The organism is Arthrobacter sp. UYP4, assembly GCF_057291175.1.
On the sequence record NZ_JBXAVU010000002.1, the window covers coordinates 458,523 to 477,068 of the forward strand.

Below are 18,546 nucleotides of genomic sequence, written 5' to 3' on the forward strand. Positions count from 1 at the left end.
TCATGAATCTCATCACCTCCGATCCACTGGACCGCAACCACTTCCCCGTGGAAGAGTGGGCGCTCGTCGAGACGGAGTTCGACGTCGCCCTCCAGGGCCGTACCGAGACACTCTTCTCCGTCGGCAACGGCTATCTCGGCCTCCGCGGCAACGTGGACGAGGGCAGGGACGGGCACCACTACGGCACGTTCATCAACGGCTTCCACGAGACCTGGCCCATCCAGCACGCGGAGGAGGCCTTCGGTTTCGCCCGCGTCGGGCAGACGATCGTCAACGTCCCCGACGCGAGGATCATCCGCCTGTACGTCGACGACGAGCCGTTCGTCCTGACGGAGGCCGACATCCTGCGCTACTCGCGGCGTCTCGGTTTCTCCGACGGGCTCCTCGTGCGCGAGCTCGAATGGCGCACGCCCTCCGGCAAGCGCGTACTCGTCCGGACGCGCCGCCTCGTCTCCTTCACGGACCGCCACCTGGCCGTCGTCGACTACGAGGTGGAGATGCTGGACGCCGAGGCGTCCATCCTCATCTCGAGCCAGATCCTCAACCGCCAGGACGGCATCGACAAGGACCAGGTGAACCCCGTCGCGGAGAACACGTCCTTCGACCCCCGCAAGGCGGATGCGTTCAAGGACCGGGTGCTCCAGCCACGGCTCAAGCGCGTCGACGGTTCCCGCTACCTGCTCGGCTACCGCACCACCAACTCCTCGATGACCCTGGCCTGCGGTGTGGAACACGAGCTCGTCACGGACAACGAGTGGGACGAGCGGTCGCACATCGAGGACGACCTCGCCAAGCACGTCTACCGCGTGAAGGCGATGCCCGGCCGGCCCATCCGGCTTGTCAAGACCATCACCTACCACACCTCCCGCGGCGTGCCCGTCCGCGAACTCGCCGACCGCTGCGAGCGCACGCTCGACCGCGCCCGCGAGATCCCCCTCGAGCAGCAGTACCGGAAGCAGCGGGAGTGGCTGGCCGACTTCTGGTCGCGCTCCGACGTCGAGGTGGAGGGCCAGCCGGCCATCCAGCAGGCCGTGCGCTGGAACATCTTCCAGCTCGCCCAGGCCACGGCCCGCACCGACGGCGGCGGCATCGCAGCCAAGGGCGTGTCCGGCTCCGGGTACGGCGGCCACTACTTCTGGGACACCGAGGTCTACGTCCTCCCCTTCCTCAGCTACACCGCTCCCCTCGTGGCACGGAACGCACTCCGCTTCCGCCAGGCCATGCTCGAGCCGGCACGCTCGCGGGCGGCCGAACTCAATCAGCGTGGGGCGCTGTTCCCGTGGCGCACCATCAACGGTCAGGAATCCTCGGCCTACTACGCCGCAAGCACCGCCCAGTACCACATCGACGCCGACATCTCCCACGCGCTCATGCAGTACGTCGCCGCGACGGGCGACGAGGACTTCCTGGTCCGCGGGGCGATCGACATCCTCGTGGAGACCGCGCGGATGTGGGCGGACCTGGGCTTCTGGCGCAGCAACGGCGACGACAATTTCCACATCCACGGCGTCACGGGACCCGACGAGTACACGACCGTCGTCAACGACAACCTCTATACGAACGTCATGGCGCGCGCCAACCTCAAGGCGGCGACGCGTTCCGTCGAATCGCTGCGGGCCGACGATCCGGTCGCCTACGAACGGATGGTCGCACGCCTGAACCTGTCCGAGGACGAGATCTTCGAGTGGTCGCTCGCCGCCGAGAAGATGCACATCCCCTTCGACGAGCGCGCGGGCATCCATCCGCAGGACGCCGCGTTCCTGGAGAAGGAACTGTGGGACCTCGAGAACACGCCCGCGAGCAAGCGGCCCCTGCTGCTGCACTACCACCCGCTGGTGATCTACCGCTTCCAGGTCCTCAAGCAGGCCGACGTCGTCCTCGCGCTCCTCCTGCAGGGCCACGAGTTCACCGCGGAGCAGAAGCGCGCCGACTTCGAGTACTACGAGGCCCTCACGACCGGGGACTCGACCCTCTCCGCGGTGGTCCAGTCGATCATCGCCGCCGAGGTCGGGTACCAGGACCTGGCGATGAGGTACTTCCAGTCGGCCCTGTTCGTGGACCTCGCCGATCTGCACCGCAACACCTCGGACGGCATCCACGTCGCATCGACCGGAGGCGTGTGGAGTGCCCTCACCTACGGGTTCGGTGGCATGCGCGACCACGGCGGCCGCATCACCTTCGACCCGCGCCTCCCCGAGGGCTGGACCCGCATGAGTTTCCGTGTGACCCTGCACGGGACACGCCTGCGCGCGGAGGTCACCCAGCATGCCATGACGCTGACGGTCGAATCCGGTGGAAGCGCGACGGTCTCCGTCCGGAGCCAGGTCGTGCACGTCGAGGCCGGCAGTCCCGTCACCGTCCACCTCAGCCACCAGGGTCCGCGCCTGACCGGCGCTCCGACCACGAGTGACATCGAGGGGACCCGGCGGGCGGACGGCACGCTGGTGACCGCGTCGATGCCCACTGTCACAGTCAGGCCCTGACAGCACTCCTGCGGCACGCCGTGGCGTGAGCCGCGGGCGAGGCTGCGGCCACGCACGGCTGGGGATGCGGGCACGCCGTCGGGCAGGGACGCGGGCCACGCACGGCTGGGGATGCGGGCACGCCGTCGTCCGGCTCAGGCCGGCGCCAGTCACGTCTGATCGGTGCCCGCCAGGTCGAAGCCGGCGACCGTCATGTCTGATCGGTGCCCCTCAGGTGGGAGCCACCGATCGCCAGTCGAAGCCGGCGACCGTCGGGCCGGAGCCGGCGACCGTCAGGCGTGCGCGTCGACAGCGGATCTGGTCGCGATCGGCGTCGTCCCGTGGTGACCGTCCCCGGCGCGGCTCAGCTGGAGCCGCGCCAGATGCGCCGCCAGAAGGACACCCTCTGCGGTTCCGGCGGCGCGGCCGCCTCCGCCGCGAGGCGCGCTGCGGCCCGGCGTTCGCGCCACCGCTCCACCTCGGCGTCGACGTCGCGCAGTTTCGTGATCACGGGCGGCCCGCCGAGGAGCTGGCGCCTCGCGTCGATGACGCGGTAGTTGAAATCCTCGAGGACCTCGCGCACCTGCCGCTCGGTGTACTGGCGGTCGAGGCGGTCGTCGAGCTCAGCGTCCTCCGTGCGGAGCAGGATGGCCCGCGGTCCGAGCCCAGTGATGTTCTCGCGCTGGATGAGTCCCTTGACCCACCAGTCCGGATCGTGTGCTTCCCCCAGGCCGGGGATCGGCTTGCCGGCAAGAGCCAGGTCGTCGAACTCCCCGCGGGCCACGGCCCGGTCGACGATCAGGCGTGCCCGCCGGACCTCGTCCTCCCCCGTGCGCAGCGGGGCCATCTCCCCGTTCGGTGCATCGCCGTCGTCGTTCTGGCGTTCCAGCTCGGCGAGTGCATCGCTCGCATCGCCTCCGCCACCCCGGGCAGCCCGGTACTGGGCCGCCTTGCGCAGCCTCTCCTCGTGCTCCTGGGACCCGCTGATGCCGCTGCCCTCCGCCTCGCTCGTTCCGGTCCTTCAAGTATTCCGACGGGGCCGAGGGGCCCGCAACCGATTCTCCTGCGGACGAACGGCCTCGCGCCGCGGGGTCGCACGCGCGAGGGTGCGGGTTCGTGCACGCGTTCCGACGGCTCCGCCCCGTTTCCACGGCGTGTCCCGTCGCGACACGCGGCTTTTCGGTCGAAACGCGTGCACGAAGCCGCAGCAAAGCCACCGAAACACGTGCACGCAGCCGCAGCATGGCCACCGGAGCGCCGGGAACGACGACGGCGGGCACCCGGGAGGGGCCCGCCGTCGGACAGCAGGTACTAGACGAGCCAGGCCGTCGTGTCCCCCGGCAGCCGGCCGTCGACGAGGGGCGAGCTGCTCAGCACCACCCTGCCGGCGGGCAGGTCCACCTGCGACGACCCGAAGTTCGTGACGCAGTGCCATCCGCCGGGACGCGTGAAGTGCAGGACGTCGGCGGAGGGCGTTGCCACCCAGTCGAAGTCCTCCTCGCCCTGCAGTTCGCGCCGCAGTTCCAGGGCACGGCGGTAGAAGCTGAGGTTGGAGGCCGGATCGCCCTCCTGCACCTCGACGGCGTATTCGCCGAACCACTCCGGCTGCGGCAGGTGCGCGCCGCCGAACCCGAAGCCGAAGGACTCGCCGTCCCTGGTCCACGGCAGCGGCACGCGGCAGCCGTCACGGCCGACGTCGACGCCCGTGTTGCGGAAGAACGTCGGGTCCTGGCGGTCCTCGGCGGCGATGTCGGCGACCTCGTGCAGTCCGAGCTCCTCGCCCTGGTACACGTAGGCGGAGCCCGGGAGTGCCAGCATGAGCTGCGTGACGGCGCGGGCGCGGCGTTCGCCGAGGTCGCGGTCCAGGGCCGGCTCGGTGCCACCGCTCAGGAGCCAGGCCGATCCGTCCTGGCCGCCCTGCCCGCCCTGCCCGGGCTTGCTCCTGCTGTCGGGGTCGGCCGGCGGGAGCCCGTAGCGCGTGGCGTGGCGGACGACGTCGTGGTTGGAGAACACCCAGGTGGACGACGCGCCGGAGGACGTCGCCTCGACCAGGTTCCTGGTGATGATGTCGCGGAACTGGCCCGGGTTCCAGTCGGCCTTGAGGAGATCGAAGTTGAACGCCTGGCCGAGCCCTTCCGGGCTGGCGTAGCGGGCGCGGCGCTCGGCGTGGACCCAGGCCTCGGCCACGGCCGTGCGCGGCGGGGTGTACTCGTTGAACACCGCACGCCATTCGGCGAAGACCTCGTGGACCTCGTCGCGGTCCCAGAACGGGTGCCGGCCGTTGTGGTTCTCGTCCTCGGCGCCGAGCTCGGCCTTCGAGGGCAGGGGTTCGGTCATGTCCTTGGTGAGGGCGTGGGCCACGTCGACGCGGAAGCCGTCGACACCGCGGTCGGACCAGAAGCGCAGGGTCTTCAGGAAGTCGTCGCGCACCTCGCGGTTGTCCCAGTTCAGGTCGGGCTGCTCCCGGGCGAAGATGTGCATGTACCACTGGCCGTCCGCGGTCCGCTCCCAGGCGGGTCCGCCGAACACGGAGTCCCAGTCCGACGGCGGCTCGTCGCCGTCAGGACCCTTGCCGTCGCGGAAGATGTAGCGGGCCCGCGCGGCCGACCCCTTCGGCGCTGCCAGTGCCTCCCGGAACCAGGCGTGCCGGTCGGAGGTGTGGTTGGGGACGATGTCGGCGATGAGCTTGATGCCGGCCTCGTGCAGCGCGGCCACCATCTCGTCGAAGTCCTCGAGGGTGCCGAGCTTGGGATCGACGTCGCGGTAGTCGTCGACGTCGTACCCGCCGTCAGCCAGTGCGGAGGGGTAGAACGGGCTCAGCCAGACGGCGTCGATGCCCAGGGACCTGAGGTACGGGATCCGGGACGTGATGCCCTTCAGGTCACCGATGCCGTCACCGTTGGAATCCGCGAAGCTGCGCGGGTAGATCTGGTAGACGGCGGCCTGGCGCCACCAGGAGGGGTCCTGCATGCGCTCGGCGAGCGCATCGGCGGAGAGCCCGGACGTGGCGTCGACGGCCGAGTCGACCTCGGGGTTGACGGTGGAAGTCACGAAGGTGTCCCTTTCGAGGAGTGGGGATGTGGACGTTACTTGGAGGATCCGCGCATCACACCGGAGATGACCCAGCGCTGCGCGAAGAGGTACACGATCAACAACGGTGCCATCGCCATGAGGTAGGACGCGAATGCCACGGAGTAGTTGGTGTTGAATTGCCCCTGGAAGATGAACTGTGCCAGTGGCAGCGTCTGCGCCGACGGGTCGGAGAGGATGACCAGCGGCAGCATGAAGTCGTTCCACGCCCAGAGGCAGGTGAGGATGCCGACGGTCGCGTTCATGGGGCCGAGGAGCGGGAAGATGATCCGCCAGAAGACGGTCCAGGTGGTGGCACCGTCGGTGAGCGCTGCCTCCTCGAGTTCGAGCGGGATGGACCGGATGTAGGCGACGTACACGAAGATGTTGAACGAGAGCCCGTACACCGTGTAGAGCAGGATCAGGCCCAGCTGGTTGTCGAGCCCGAAGATCGCCGTCTGCTTGACCACCGGCAGCATGATGATGGGGAACGGCACGAACAGGGCTGCGATGAAGTAGAAGTACAGCCCCTTGAAGAACCTGCGGTGCATGTTCCTCGCGATCGCGTAGGCGACCATCGAGTTGGTGACGAGGGTCAGCAGCACCGTGCCCACGGTGACGAGCCCGGTGTTGAGCAGGGCCCGCGGGAAGCTGGTCAGGGTCCAGGCGTCGGCGAAGTTCTCCCAGCGGGCGGTCGTCGGCAGACCGAAACCGGTGCCGCCGAGCTGGTCGGGCGTCTTCAGGGCCGTGACCACGGTGAGGTAGAGCGGAATGAGCACCGTCAGGGCGCACACGGCGACGAGGGCCGTCAGCCACCAGTTCACGCGGCGACGGTCCGGTCGGTAGGCGCGTTCGACGACGTCGTCGCCGTCAGGGCGGTCGGCGGCCACGCGGCGCACCGCGGAGGAGGATGTGGCGGTCATCAGAACGAGGCCTCCCTGCGCTGCAGGATCCGCAGCTGGATGAATGAGATGGCGATGATCACGAAGAGGTAGAGGACGGCGTTGGCGGTCTGGTAGCCGTACTCGCCGCCCTGGAAGCCGCCCCGGTAGATGAGCAGCGAGATCGATTCGGTGGACGTCCCGGGGCCGCCGGCGGTCAGCGAGATGATCTGGTCGAAGACCTGCAGGAAGTTCTTGAGGCTGAGCACCATGTTGATGGTGAAGAACGCGCCGATCATCGGGAACGTGATGGAGGTGAACTGCTTCCAGGGCGAGGCCCCGTCGAGGGACGCCGCTTCGTAGAGCTCACCCGGGATGGTCTGCAGCCCGGCCAGGTAGATGATGATGTTGAAGGCAGCGGCCTGCCAGACGGACAGGATGACGACGCCGATCCAGGCGGTGTCGGGGCTCGCCAGGATGCTCGTGGTCAGAGATGTGATGCCGAGTGCGTCGGCGATCGCCGGGACCGAGTTCGAGAAGAGGTAGTTGAACACGTACCCGACGATCAGGATGGACAGGATGTTCGGGATGAAGAAGATGCCCCGGAATCCGGTCTTGAAGCGGATGCGTCCGTTGAGCGCGATGGCGACGGCGAGGGCGATGATGTTCACCGCCACCGTGGACACGATCGCGAACAGGAACGTGAAGCCGTAGGCGCCGTAGATGCGGTCGTCGCCGAAGAGGTTGGCGTAGTTCCGCAGGCCCACGAAGGACCATTCGCCGTAGCCCGCGTAGTTCGTGAGGCTGAAGAACATCCCGGTGAGGAGGGGCACGGTGTGGAACACGGCGAACAGGGCGAGGGCGGGGAGCACCATCAGGTAGAAGACCCGCGGGACGCGCCGTTCCCCGCGGAGTGCCGCCGGCGGTGGGCCCGGGCGTGCCGGGCTGCTGACTGGTGTGCTCATGTCAGTCCTTCTCGTTCGGGATGGTCCGAGCTGCGATCTTGCTCCACTCGCGGTCCAGGGTGGCCAGGAAGTCCTCAGTCCGTCCGCCGAGCACGAGTTCCTGCAGGTACTGGGGCAGCGGCAGGCTCGCGGGGAGCTGGTGGTCGATGAAGCCGATGATCCGGTTGTCGTCGAAGTACGGGGCGAGGCCGGCAAGCGCCGGGTCCGTGGTCTCGGCGCCGGTCGCCAGCGGGGAGAAGGCGCTCTGCTCCTGTGCGTATCGCTCAACGACCTCGGGGGACATCAGGAACTCGACGAACCTCCTCGCCTCCTCCGGGTGGTCCGTGTCCCGTCCGATGGACACACCGACGTCGACGCCGGACACGACGACGGTGTCCTCCGGGGAGTTGGTCGCCGGATAGGGGAAGGAACCGATGTTCACGTCGGGGTCGACGGCCCGGATGGCGGGGATGGCGTAGCTGCCCTGCAGGTACATCGCGGACTCCCCCGTCGCGAAGGCGGCGTTCCCGGCGTTGTAGTCCCGGCCTGCGGCGTCGTCCTGGCCGAACGCGTAGAGCGCCGTCAGCTTCTCCATCGCTTCCGGGTAGTCCTTGGAGAACGACACCTCACCGGACTGCACGTCCGGCCCCTGGGCACGGAGCCGGTCGAAGAAGCCCTCCGGCTGGAGCGCACCCCCGAGGTTCACGAAGGCGGGGCCCACCGTCCAGGCGTCCTTGATCGTGGTGTAGAAGGGTGTGACGCCTGCGGCCTCGAAGGTCCGCGCCGCGTCCAGCAGTTCGTCCCAGGTGGTCGGCACCTCGACGCCGTACTGCTCGAAGAGGTCCCTGTTGTACAGGATGCCGCTCGCATTGCTCGAGAACGGGACCGCGTTCACCTCGTCGCCGCAGGATCCGAGGTCGCGGATGATGTCGCTGACCGCCGGCCGGACCTGCTCGACGACGGGCAGGTCCGAGAGGTCCGCGAAGACACAGGCCTTCGCGAGGTCGCCGTAGCGCCCGTTGCCGTTGAGGGTGAGGACATCGGGGGTCTTGTCCTTGACCAGGAGGGTCCGGATGGCGGTATCGGCGTCCGGCACGTGGTTCTGCACCACCCGGATGCCCGGGTTGGCGGCTTCGAACTCGTCGATGATGGCGCTGAAGTTCGCGACCGCTTCGGGTTTGAACTGGAAGAAATCGAGCGTGACGACGTCGTCCTGGGCTGCGCATCCCGGGAGGACCAGCGCGAGGGCCGCCGCTCCTGCCGCGCATCGGGCGGCGCGCCTCGCGCGGCCGTGGGGTTGCTTCACAACTGGCTCTCCTTCGTGCTGTGTGAGGGCGTGCCGTGTCCATGTCCGTGTCGAACTGGGCACTGGTTATTTTTACGACAGAAATAAGAGCGGTGTCAACCATTCCACTCACGCGACATCCGGAGCGTCTGCAGGAGTATCCACACCGAAAAGCCAGGCCATTAGCGATACTCTGAAAATAAGTACCCCCTGCGAACGGAACATCATGGACGCGGTCACCTCGCTCGCACCCTCCAGCCCGGCCCGGGCGCTCGCGCGCGAAGTCCTTATCCGCGGACCCATCTCCCGTGCCGACCTCGCGGCCCGCCTCGGCCTGTCGGTCGCCAGCCTCACGCGGCTGAGCAAGCCCCTCCTCGATGCGGGCGTCCTCCGGGAGTCGGACGAGGTCGCGGCCGCGGCCATCGGGAGGCCCGTCCGCCCGCTCGAGGTCAGTCCGGACGCGCACCGGTTCGTGGGCGTCAAACTGACCGGCGACACCGCGTCCGCGGTCGCCACGAACCTCAAGGCCGATGTCGTCGGGTCGAGCGAGGCGGCGCTGCCGGGCCACGCCGTCGGGGAGGTGATCGACGCCATCGTCGACGCCGTGGCCGACCTCGGGCCCCTGGCGGGATTCAGTGGTATCGGCATCAGCATCGGCGGCAAGGTGGACTCCGGTGCGGAGGTGCTGCGCGCCCCGTTCCTCGGGTGGCGCGACGTGCCCCTCGCCGCACTCGTGCAGGAGCGGACCGGGCTGCCGGTCGCCGTCGAGAACGACGTCGTGGCCCTCACGATCGCGGAGCAGTGGTTCGGCGCGGGGCGCGGGGAGAAGGACTTCGCCGTCCTGACGGTCGGCGCCGGCGTGGGCTACGGGCTGGTGATCAACGACGCCGTCATCTCGCCGCCCGATGCCGGGCTCGGCCTCGTGGGGCACTATCCGCTCGACCCCTCCGGGCCACGGTGCATGGAGGGCCACCGCGGGTGCTCCTCCGCCGTGCTGACCATTCCCGCCATCTGCTCCCAGTTCGCCGCCTCCACCGGCGAGCAGCGGACCTACGACGAGATCCTCGGGCTCGCCGGGGAGGGCCACCCCGTGGCCGCCGCCGTCGTCGGCGCGGCGGGAGAGGCGCTGGGCCTCCTGGTGTCGGCGGTCGCGAACCTGACGATGGTGGAGCTCGTCGTGCTGTCCGGTGAGGGCATGGACCTGGCGGACGTCGCAGCCGAGGCACTGCGGGCCTCGATCGACTACCACCGCGACCCGGAAGCGGCGCCCATCCGGCTGAGCCGCCAGCCGTCGGACTTCGCCCAGTGGGCGCGCGGGGCTGCCGCCGTCGTCATCCAGCGCACCATCCTCGGGACGCTCCGCTGAGAAAATCAGCTCACGTCGGAATGATGGAGCGGCCCGGCTCCTTGCACGGAGTATGACAACTCTCGCGATCATCGGAGCAGGACGCGGCCTCGGGGCCGCTGTGGCACGGCGTTTCGGAGCGGAGGGATTCTCCGTGGCCCTCATCTCCCGGAGCCAGGGCAAGGTGGACGCCCTCGCCGAGGACCTCGGCAGGGAGGGCATCCAGGCCCGCGGTTTCGCGGCGGACGTCCGGAACCCCGAATCCATCGCCGCAGCCCTCGAGGCCGCCACCGAGACACTGGGCCCCATCGAGGTGCTGCAGTACAGCCCCCTGCCGCAGAAGGACTTCATGCGGCCCGTCCTCGAGACGACACCGGCCGACCTCAGGGGCCCGGTGGAGTTCTCCATCTACGGCCCCGTCGCCGCGGTGCACCAGGTACTGCCCGGCATGAGGTTCCTCGGCGGGAACCGTGGCACCATCCTGTTCGTCAACGGCGGGTCCGCGGTCAGGCCCGGCCGTGGTGTCACCGGCACCTCGGTGGCCTTCGCGGGCCAGGCGGCCTACGCCCAGCTGCTGCACGAGGTGCTCGGCGAGGAGGGGATCCACGTCTCGCAGCTCATCATCGGCGGCCGCATCATCGAGGGCGACCCGGAGAAGGACCCGGCCGTCCTCGCCGGCGTGCTCTGGGACCTCCATGCCCGACGGGACACCTTCCGCCGGCAGATCAGCGCCGACTGACCGGACCGGTCGGGTCGGTGCAGGCACCCCGGTCCTCGCGGACAGGACCGGGGTGCCTACTTCCCGACGCCGTCCGCGAGTCCGCGGACGAAGTACTTCTGGGTGAGGAAGAAGAGCAGGATCACCGGGACGGCGGCGATCGTCATGCCGGCGAACACCACGGGGTATTCGGTCCCGTGCTTGCTCATCAGGTTGGTCAGCCCGATCGGCAGGGTCTGCAGGTCTCCCCCGCTGGTGAACACCATGGCGAACAGGTATTCGTTCCAGGTGAAGAGGATGTTCAGGATCACGCTGGACACGAGGATCGGCTTGCACATGGGCAGCACGATGCTCCAGAAGGCCCTGGCCTTGCCGGCCCCGTCCACCGCTGCCGCCTCGTCGATCTCGACCGGCAGGTCCACCATGTAGGCGCGGATCAGGAAGGTCGTGAACGGGATCCGGAACGCCACGTAGAGGATCAGGAGCGCCCAGAACGTGTTGTAGAGCCCGAGCGCCTGGAACATCCTGACGAGCGGGATCAGTGCGACGGCGGGAGCGAGCATCAGGCCGCCGAGGATCAGGGCGAGGACCGTGCGGCTGAACGGGATCTGCATCCGCGTGAGCCCGTACGCCGCCCAGGCGCTGATGAAGACGGTGGCGATGGTCGCCGTGACGGTGACGAGGATGCTGGTCATCAGATAGCTGCTGACACCGCGGTTCCACGCCTTCGCGTAGTTCTCCCAGGTGAACTGCAGCGGCAGCGCGAAGGGGTTGCCGAACAGCTCGCTGTTGGTCTTGAACCCGTTCAGGACCATCCACAGCAGCGGATAGATCACGACGACGGCAAGGGCCAGCAGGAACGACGCGACGAAGGTCCGCGCGACGACGCCGAGGACACTCGTTCGGGTCACCATTCGACTCTCCTCTTCCGTGTGATGGCCAGCTGCAGGAGCGCGACGCCCAGGGTCAGGACGAAGATCACCGTCGCGATGGCGGCTGCGTAGCCGAAGTCGTTGCGGCCGAAGCCCATCCGGTAGAGCCACGACACAAGGACCTGGCTGGAGTTGTTGGGGCCGCCGCTGGTCATCACCATGACCTCGTTGAACACCTGGAACGCGCCCGAGAGCGTGACGATGATCATCAGGCCGGTCATCTCACGCGTGAGCGGGACGGTGACCTGGAGGAACCTCCGGATCGGGCCGACGCCGTCGAGCGACGCGGCGTCGTAGAGGTCCTGCGGGATGCGCTGGATGGCGATCGCGAACAGCAGCGTGGAGTAGCCGAAGCCCTGCCACTGGCTCATGGCGATCACGGCCCAGATCGCGGTGCCCTCCTGCCCCAGCCAGGCCTGCGTCAGCGCATCCAGTCCGACGCCCCTCAGCAGCGCGTTCAGGATGCCCAGTTCCGGCTCGTACACGAAGTAGAACAGCAGCCCGGCGACCGTCAGGGAGATGGCGGACGGCACGAAGTAGACGGCCCGCAGTGCGCGGCGCCACCGCTCGGACCGGAGGCCCTCCACCAGCGCGGCGAGGAGCAGCGCGCCGAAGACCTGGCAGACGAGGGAGACTGCCGCATAGGCCGTGTTGTTGAGCAGCGCCCGCCAGAACACGGGGTCGCCGGCCAGCTTCTCGTAGTTGGCCAGCCCCACGAAGGAGGAGCCGCCCGCGTAGATGTCCCACTTCATGACGCTGTACTGCAGGTTCTGGAGCAGGGGCAGGTAGACGAAGACGCCCAGCACCAGGAGCGCGGGAGCGACCCACACCCAACCGCGTGGCCTGCGGGGCCGCCGCGCCCCTGCGTCGACGGTTCGTGGAAGCAGGGGCGCGGCGGGTGCGGTGCTACTCGGCGCTGTCTGAAGCGGCGCGGACATTGCTCAGAACCTCTTCGGGAGTCTCGGATCCGGACACCAGCGCCTCGCCGCCGGCAAGCCAGGCGTCCGCGACATCGGGGACGGTGACGGCGTCGAGCCACCCGAGGAGGTAGCTGGCCTCGTTGAGCTTCGCGACACCCTCGACGACGGCGGGGCTCGCCGTGGATGCGGAGACGGCACCGACGATCGTGCTGGGCTGGCTGAAGGGGGCTCCGGCGAGCGTCTCCGCGTTGGCCTTGCTGGTCGCGAACTTGAGGAAGTCGACGGCGAGCGCCTGGCGGGGGGACCTCGCGTTGACCATCATGCCCTCGGGTGACCCCTCGAGCGCGGCCGGATCGCCTTCGGCCCCCTCGGGGGCGGGCAGGGCGAAGATGCCGAAGTCCTCGGCGGTGATCTCCGAGCCGTCCGTGACCACCGAGTCGAACTCCAGGATCTCCTGGAAGTACATGGCTGCCTGGCCGGCGGACTGCGCCTGCTGCGCCGTGGAGTACAGCACCCCGTTGGAGTCGGTGCCCGTGGCCGTGCAGTCCCGCACCACCGTCTGGAACTCCTCGAGCGACTTCGCGTAGCCGGGGTGGTCCCAGCTGGCCGTCGCGGGGACGAAGTCCTTCTCGAGCACGTCCCGGGGCACGTTGTAGGCGAAGAGCTGCTGGAGGAAGTGCAGGCCGGGCCAGCCGTCCTTGTTCCCGAAGGCGAGCGGCTCCACGCCCTGCGCCTCCAGCTTCGGGCAGGCTGCGATCAGCTCCTCGAAGGTGGTGGGGACGGCGACGCCGGCCGCCTCGAAGATGCTCTTGTTGTAGCCCATGAACTTGCCGTTGTTGTAGAGGGGGACGGCGTAGTACTTGCCGTCCTGCGCGAAGGCATCGAGCGACGCCGCCCCGAACGTGGAGCCCCAGTCCGAATCGGGCGAGAGCACGTCGCTGAGGTCGGTGGCCAACCCGCCCTCGATGAACTTGTCGGCGTAGTCGCCGGTCCAGGAGAAGTAGATGTCCGGCAGAGCCGAGGAGGCCACCAGGGTCTTGGTCTTGTCCTTGATGCTCTGGTCGGTCTCCTGGATGATCTCGAAGTCCACGTCCGGGTGCAGCGCCGTGTACTCGGCTGCGAGGTCCTCGAAGTAGGGCGACAACGGCTCGCCGCCGAACTTCGTGAGGATCGACAGCGTCCCCTCGTACTCGGGCGCGGCCGTGAGGTCGGCCGCCTCGACATCGGTCCCGCCTCCGCAGGCCGTGAGGCCCATCAGTGCCGCGGCGGACACCGCACATACTCTCCGTCGGACGTTCTTCATGGCCGAGCCTCCTTGATTGACCGGGACGTGCCCGGAAGCCTCCGCTGCGGTCAGGAGCAGCTGCCCGGTGGGCCTGCCCTTTTCGCGTGGTGCGGATCACAGTAGCGCAAGTTTGATACCGGTACCAGCCCCTCGACCACAAAGATGCGAAAGCGACGGGACGGACAGAGGAAGCGCATGTGGATGGTTGACTCGTTCAATTTCTGCGTGCAACGATGTGCCGGTGATACCGGTATCAGTCTCGGGTCACCATCGCCTCCTCCGAAGGGATCGTCATGCTGAAGTTCGATGAGGACCAGTTCCTCACACGCGCACAGAGTTTCCTGGCCCTGCAGCCGCGCATAGAAGAAATCGTCGGAGGCCTGTCCGACGTCGAAGCCGTGTTCCTCATCGGGTCGGGCGGGACCTATGCGGCCATGTGGCCCTACGAGCACCTCCTGCGCCGGAACACCACGGTTCCCGTCCGGTCGGCCATCGCCGCGGAACTCGTCCTCTCCGGTGACGCCCTCCTCAACGAGCGTTCCGTCGCCGTGTTCGCCTCCGCCTCGGGCACCACCGAGGACGTGATCGCGTGCATCGAGTTCTGCCGGGCCCGTGGCGTCCGCACCATCGGGTTCACCGGCATCGCCGAGAGCCCCATCGCGCAGGCCGTGGACTCCGCGCTGATCACCGAACCCGACGCCTGGCCGTTCGATCTCGGCCTGCTGCTCCTCACCACGCGGTTCCTGTCGGAGCGCGGGGATTTCGCCGGCTACGACAAGCTGGTCGACCAGCTCCGGGCCGTCCCCCAGGCCCTCGTGGGCGTGGCCCGCCAGGCGGAGCCGCTGGCGGAGGCCTTCGCGGAACGGCACAGGGAGACGGACTTCCACTTCGTGGTCGGCAGCGGCAACCTCTGGGGCCATGCCTACCTGTACTCCATGTGCATCCTCGAGGAGATGCAGTGGCTGCACACCACCCGGGTGCACGGTGCCGAGTTCTTCCACGGCTCCCTGGAGCTGATCGAGCCCGACACCAGCGTCCTGCTCTTCGTGGGCGAGGACGAGACCCGCCCGCTGATGGAGCGCGTCGTCGCGTTCTCGGAGAAGTACTCGCAGGCCACCACGGTCCTCGATACCGCGGACTACCCGCTCGAGGGCATCGACGACGAGTTCCGGGGACTGCTGGGCCCGCTGGTGATGGACACCATCACCAGCCGGATCAGCAAGCACCTCGAGAAGCAGCGCGACCACTCACTCGACCTGCGCCGGTACTACCGCGTCGTGGAGTACTGAGCCGTGTCGTCCTGAGCCGACGGCGAGACCCCCTCGCCGGCCGGGTGCCCGCCACCCGGCCGGCGGCCCTTCCTCCGAACAGCAAGGCACCCATGCGCGTTCTCGGCTATGGCGACAATATCGTCGACCGCTTCATCGACCGCCGCACGTCCTATCCCGGCGGCAACAGCGTCAACTTCTCCGTGTTCGCGCGGCGCCTCGGAGCCGATGCGGGATATCTCGGCGTGTTCGGGGACGACGTGTTCGGGGACCTCCTCAGGGGGGCGCTCCTCGCGGAGTCCGTGGACATCTCACGCTCCATCACCCGGCACGGCCCGAGTGGCTGGACCAACATCCGGCTGAAGGACGGCGAGCGCCAGTTCCTGGACTGGAACGGAGGCGGCATCACCCTCGCGGAGCCGCTCCGGCCCTCCCCCGGGGACCTGGCGTACCTGGCCGGTTTCGACGTCGTGCATTCCAGCGTCTACTCGGGCATCGAGGAGCACCTGCCGGCCCTGCGGACCGCCGTCGCCCGCGTGAGCTTCGACTTCTCGTCCGACGACGACCGCCGGTCCGACACCTATCTCGCTGCCGTGTGCCCCTCCGTGGACCTCGCGCAGTTCTCCTGCGCGGACCTGAGCCACCGGGAGTCCCGGGACCTCCTCTCGACGGCGATCCGGTTCGGCGCCGGCGCGGCCCTGGCGACGCGCGGCACCGAGGGCGCCCTCTTCCTCGACGGGGACACGTTCTACGAGGACGGGGCGGAGCACGTCCCGCCGTCGTCGATCGTGGACACCATGGGATGCGGGGACGCCTACCTCACCGCGTTCCTCCTCCGGCTGGTGCAGGCCGGCTGGTCACGGACGCACCGTGCCGCCGCCGCCGACGTCGCCGCCGCGATGCGGGCAGCCGCCCTGTACTCCGCCCGGCAATGCACGGTGGAAGGGGCGTTCGGCCACGGCCGGCCGTTCTCCGACGCGGACCCGGAGGCTGCGCGCGCCGCCCTCGCCGGTCCGACCGCCCCGCTGTCTCGTTACCATTAGCCCATGGCGTCCGAGCATCCTTCCAGCAGCGCCCCCACCATCTCCGACGTCGCGGCGGAAGCGGGTGTCGGCCGGGCGACGGCGGCGCGGACCCTCGGCGGCTACGGCTCGGTGAGCGCGGTCGCCCGTGAACGCGTCCTCGCCGCGGCCGAGCGCCTCGGGTACCGGTCCAACATCCTCGCGCGGAGCATGACCACGGGGGTCACCAATTCGCTCGGTATCGTCGTCGCGGACATCGGGAACACGTTCTTCTCCGGCCTGATCCGCGGGGCCTCGGATGCAGCGAGCGCACGGAACCTCGACGTGATCGTCATCAGCACCTACGAGGACCTGGCGGCCGAGCGCCACGCCGTCGGCGTGCTCCTCGACAAGCAGGTGGACGGCATCGTGGTGTCCTCGGCCGCGGTCGGCGCGCCCGAGGCGGAGCACCTCACCGAGGCGACCCGCCGCGGGACACCGGTGGTCCTCATCGACCGACTGATCCCGGGACTGCACCTGGACGCCGTCGTCGTCGACAACCGGGCCGAGGCACGACGCGTCACGAGGACGCTCATCGAGGCCGGCCACCGGCGCATCGGCTTCCTGTGGGGACCCACCACCGATGCCGCGATCGACACCCTGGACGGTCTCCTGACGGTCAACGCGCGCAGCCTGTGGAGTGATGCCGAGCGGCTCCGCGGGTACCTGGACGCCCTGCAGGATGCAGGGATCCCCTACTCGCCGGCACTCGTCAGCACCGGGGCGAAGACCGAGGAGTCCGCGGCGGAGGCCGCCTCCGTGATGCTCCGGTCCGCCGATCCTCCCACCGCGATCTTCGCGACGGAGGCGGAGGCCCTCATCGGCGCGCTCCACGCGGTGCAGGATCTAGGTCTCTCCTACCCCGGGGACGTCTCGCTGGTGGGTTTCGACGACACGAGCTGGGCGACGGTCATGCAGCCGCCACTCACCATGATCGCCCAGCCCGTCGACGAGATGGGGCGGCTGGCGGTGGAGCAGGTCGTGTCGCGGATCGGTGCGCCGGAGTACGAGCCGCGGCTGCACATGCTCCCGGCCGAGCTCATGCTCCGCTCCTCCATCGGACCGGCGCAGGCAATACCAGCGGTGCCGGCGCAGGCAATACCGGCGGTGCCGGCGGAGGCCATACCGGCGGCGCAGGCGCAGGCGTCACCGGCGGGACAGGCCTGAGCCCTCGCCGTTGCGCTCCGGCCCGGGTCCCCGCCGGTCGGGCGGATCCGGTCAGGCGAAACGGCCGGGCCGGAAGGTCTCCAGCATCGGGTGCTTCCGCCCGGTCATGATCTCACCCGCGAGGAGTTCGCCTGCGATGAGCCCGAGCGTCGCCCCGGAGTGAGTGAAGGCGACGAAGCAGCCGGGGACGGACCCGAGCTCCCCGAACACGGGTTCCCCGTCGCCCGGGATGGGCTTGCGGCCGATCGTCCAGGATGCCGCGGAGAGCTGCGGTTGGCCCTCCAGGAGTCCGGCGGCCTCGTCGGCGAGCTCGTGGACCACCGCCTCCGGGATCGAGTACGTCCCGTCGGCGTCCTGCGTGATGCTCTCCTCGTACCAGTCGTGGTCCAGCGCGAGGGTGTTGCCCGGATTCGGCCGGACGGCCGCCCGCGGGGTGTTCAGCACCGCCCTCACCGCGTGGTCCACGGGGGCGGTGGTCACGAGCATCGACATCGGCGAGGCGTCGGGGATCCTGACGCCGAGTTCGGCGACGACGGCGGGCGTCTGCGGTCCGCAGGCCACCACGACGGCGTCCGCGGGGAAGGATCCCGCCCCGTCCGTGTCGATGCCGGTGGCCCGCCCGTCACCGACCCGGACGCGCGCGGTGCCCGCGTCCGTCACGAGTTCGCCGCCCCGGGAGGTGAACTCCTCCATCAGGAACCCGATCAGGTGCGGCAGGCTGACCCAGCCCTCACCGGGGTTGAAGATCGCCACGGGTCCCAGTGCGTCCCGGCTGACGCCCGGGGTGTGGTCGTCCACCGTTCCCGGGGACACCAGGACGGAGTCGTAGCCGTGGGCCCTCTCGTACTCGTGGCGCGTCACGGTGTCCTGGTCCGAGCCGGTGTCCGCCCAGTGCAGGCCGCCGTCGAACCGCAGCCAGTCGCGGGACGGGTCCGAGGCGAACAGCGTCCGGTACCGGTCGATGCCGCACATCCGCAGCTGGTGGTAGGGCGTGGCCCGCTCCCCCGCGCTGTTCAGCCAGGACAGTGACCTGCCCGAGGCTCCGCTCGCGAGCTCCGCCTCGGTGACGAGGACGACGGAGGCACCCTCGCGCAGGAGGTGCACAGCCGTCGACACCCCGAGGATGCCGCCGCCGAGGACGGCGACGTGCCGCGTGTTTCCTGCCGTGCTCATGGTCGATTCCTTCTGCCGTCGGTTCGCCCCTCGCTG

At 69.1% G+C, this 18,546-nt stretch carries 15 protein-coding genes; 6 read left to right on the forward strand and 9 right to left on the reverse strand.

Annotation, left to right across the window (positions count from 1 at the left end):
* Positions 1-2 precede the first annotated feature (2 nt).
* Positions 3-2,483 (forward strand): glycoside hydrolase family 65 protein, encoded by a 2,481-nt coding sequence (locus AC0Z9V_RS10875; RefSeq protein ID WP_485141484.1) that lies wholly within the window; start codon positions 3-5, stop codon positions 2,481-2,483.
* A 343-nt stretch (positions 2,484-2,826) separates the two neighbouring features.
* Here the strand turns inward: AC0Z9V_RS10875 and AC0Z9V_RS10880 are convergent, their stop codons facing one another.
* The 5 genes from AC0Z9V_RS10880 to AC0Z9V_RS10900 all read right to left on the reverse strand — a co-directional run bounded on the left by AC0Z9V_RS10880 (position 2,827) and on the right by AC0Z9V_RS10900 (position 8,662).
* The gene (locus AC0Z9V_RS10880) at positions 2,827-3,450 is read right to left on the reverse strand and encodes a DnaJ family domain-containing protein (RefSeq protein WP_133082658.1); all 624 of its coding nucleotides are present in this window, start codon (positions 3,448-3,450) and stop codon (positions 2,827-2,829) included.
* 323 nt (positions 3,451-3,773) lie between these two features.
* Positions 3,774-5,432, reverse strand: a complete 1,659-nt coding sequence (locus tag AC0Z9V_RS10885; RefSeq protein WP_485141682.1) for a glycoside hydrolase family 13 protein — start codon at positions 5,430-5,432, stop codon at positions 3,774-3,776.
* Between the two features lie 116 nt (positions 5,433-5,548).
* Positions 5,549-6,454: a carbohydrate ABC transporter permease gene (locus tag AC0Z9V_RS10890; RefSeq protein ID WP_485141485.1), complete on the reverse strand. Its 906-nt coding sequence runs from the start codon at positions 6,452-6,454 to the stop codon at positions 5,549-5,551.
* Positions 6,454-7,377 carry a carbohydrate ABC transporter permease gene (locus AC0Z9V_RS10895; protein ID WP_485141486.1) on the reverse strand — a complete coding sequence of 308 codons (924 nt, stop codon included), beginning with the start codon at positions 7,375-7,377 and terminating at the stop codon, positions 6,454-6,456. Before AC0Z9V_RS10895 ends, AC0Z9V_RS10890 begins: the two co-directional genes overlap by 1 nt.
* A 1-nt stretch (position 7,378) precedes the next feature.
* A complete protein-coding gene (locus AC0Z9V_RS10900) occupies positions 7,379-8,662 on the reverse strand; it encodes an ABC transporter substrate-binding protein (RefSeq protein ID WP_485141487.1) in 1,284 nt (427 codons plus the stop codon).
* Positions 8,663-8,867: 205 nt separating this feature from the next.
* Between AC0Z9V_RS10900 and AC0Z9V_RS10905 the strand changes: the two genes are divergently transcribed.
* Positions 8,868-10,007 (forward strand): ROK family protein, encoded by a 1,140-nt coding sequence (locus tag AC0Z9V_RS10905; RefSeq protein WP_133082654.1) that lies wholly within the window; start codon positions 8,868-8,870, stop codon positions 10,005-10,007.
* Between the two features lie 52 nt (positions 10,008-10,059).
* The gene (locus AC0Z9V_RS10910) at positions 10,060-10,725 is read left to right on the forward strand and encodes an SDR family NAD(P)-dependent oxidoreductase (protein WP_485141488.1); all 666 of its coding nucleotides are present in this window, start codon (positions 10,060-10,062) and stop codon (positions 10,723-10,725) included.
* A 56-nt stretch (positions 10,726-10,781) separates the two neighbouring features.
* On the opposite strand, the gene AC0Z9V_RS10915 is transcribed toward AC0Z9V_RS10910, so the two are convergent.
* The 3 genes from AC0Z9V_RS10915 to AC0Z9V_RS10925 are packed head-to-tail and all read right to left on the reverse strand — an operon-like array spanning position 10,782 to position 13,859.
* Positions 10,782-11,618 (reverse strand): carbohydrate ABC transporter permease, encoded by an 837-nt coding sequence (locus AC0Z9V_RS10915; RefSeq protein ID WP_133082652.1) that lies wholly within the window; start codon positions 11,616-11,618, stop codon positions 10,782-10,784.
* Complete coding sequence (locus AC0Z9V_RS10920; RefSeq protein WP_459288470.1) at positions 11,612-12,574, reverse strand: carbohydrate ABC transporter permease; 963 nt, start codon at positions 12,572-12,574, stop codon at positions 11,612-11,614. The genes AC0Z9V_RS10915 and AC0Z9V_RS10920 overlap by 7 nt, the downstream gene beginning before the upstream one ends.
* A complete protein-coding gene (locus tag AC0Z9V_RS10925) occupies positions 12,543-13,859 on the reverse strand; it encodes an ABC transporter substrate-binding protein (protein ID WP_133082650.1) in 1,317 nt (438 codons plus the stop codon). The genes AC0Z9V_RS10920 and AC0Z9V_RS10925 overlap by 32 nt, the downstream gene beginning before the upstream one ends.
* Positions 13,860-14,134: 275 nt before the next feature.
* Between AC0Z9V_RS10925 and AC0Z9V_RS10930 the strand changes: the two genes are divergently transcribed.
* From AC0Z9V_RS10930 to AC0Z9V_RS10940, 3 genes are all read left to right on the forward strand, one after another.
* Positions 14,135-15,130, forward strand: a complete 996-nt coding sequence (locus tag AC0Z9V_RS10930; protein WP_485141489.1) for an SIS domain-containing protein — start codon at positions 14,135-14,137, stop codon at positions 15,128-15,130.
* 92 nt (positions 15,131-15,222) lie between these two features.
* Positions 15,223-16,152 carry a PfkB family carbohydrate kinase gene (locus tag AC0Z9V_RS10935; protein WP_485141490.1) on the forward strand — a complete coding sequence of 310 codons (930 nt, stop codon included), beginning with the start codon at positions 15,223-15,225 and terminating at the stop codon, positions 16,150-16,152.
* A gap of 3 nt (positions 16,153-16,155) precedes the next feature.
* A complete protein-coding gene (locus AC0Z9V_RS10940) occupies positions 16,156-17,337 on the forward strand; it encodes a LacI family DNA-binding transcriptional regulator (RefSeq protein WP_485141491.1) in 1,182 nt (393 codons plus the stop codon).
* A 51-nt stretch (positions 17,338-17,388) separates the two neighbouring features.
* On the opposite strand, the gene AC0Z9V_RS10945 is transcribed toward AC0Z9V_RS10940, so the two are convergent.
* Complete coding sequence (locus AC0Z9V_RS10945; RefSeq protein WP_485141492.1) at positions 17,389-18,510, reverse strand: NAD(P)/FAD-dependent oxidoreductase; 1,122 nt, start codon at positions 18,508-18,510, stop codon at positions 17,389-17,391.
* Positions 18,511-18,546 lie beyond the last annotated feature (36 nt).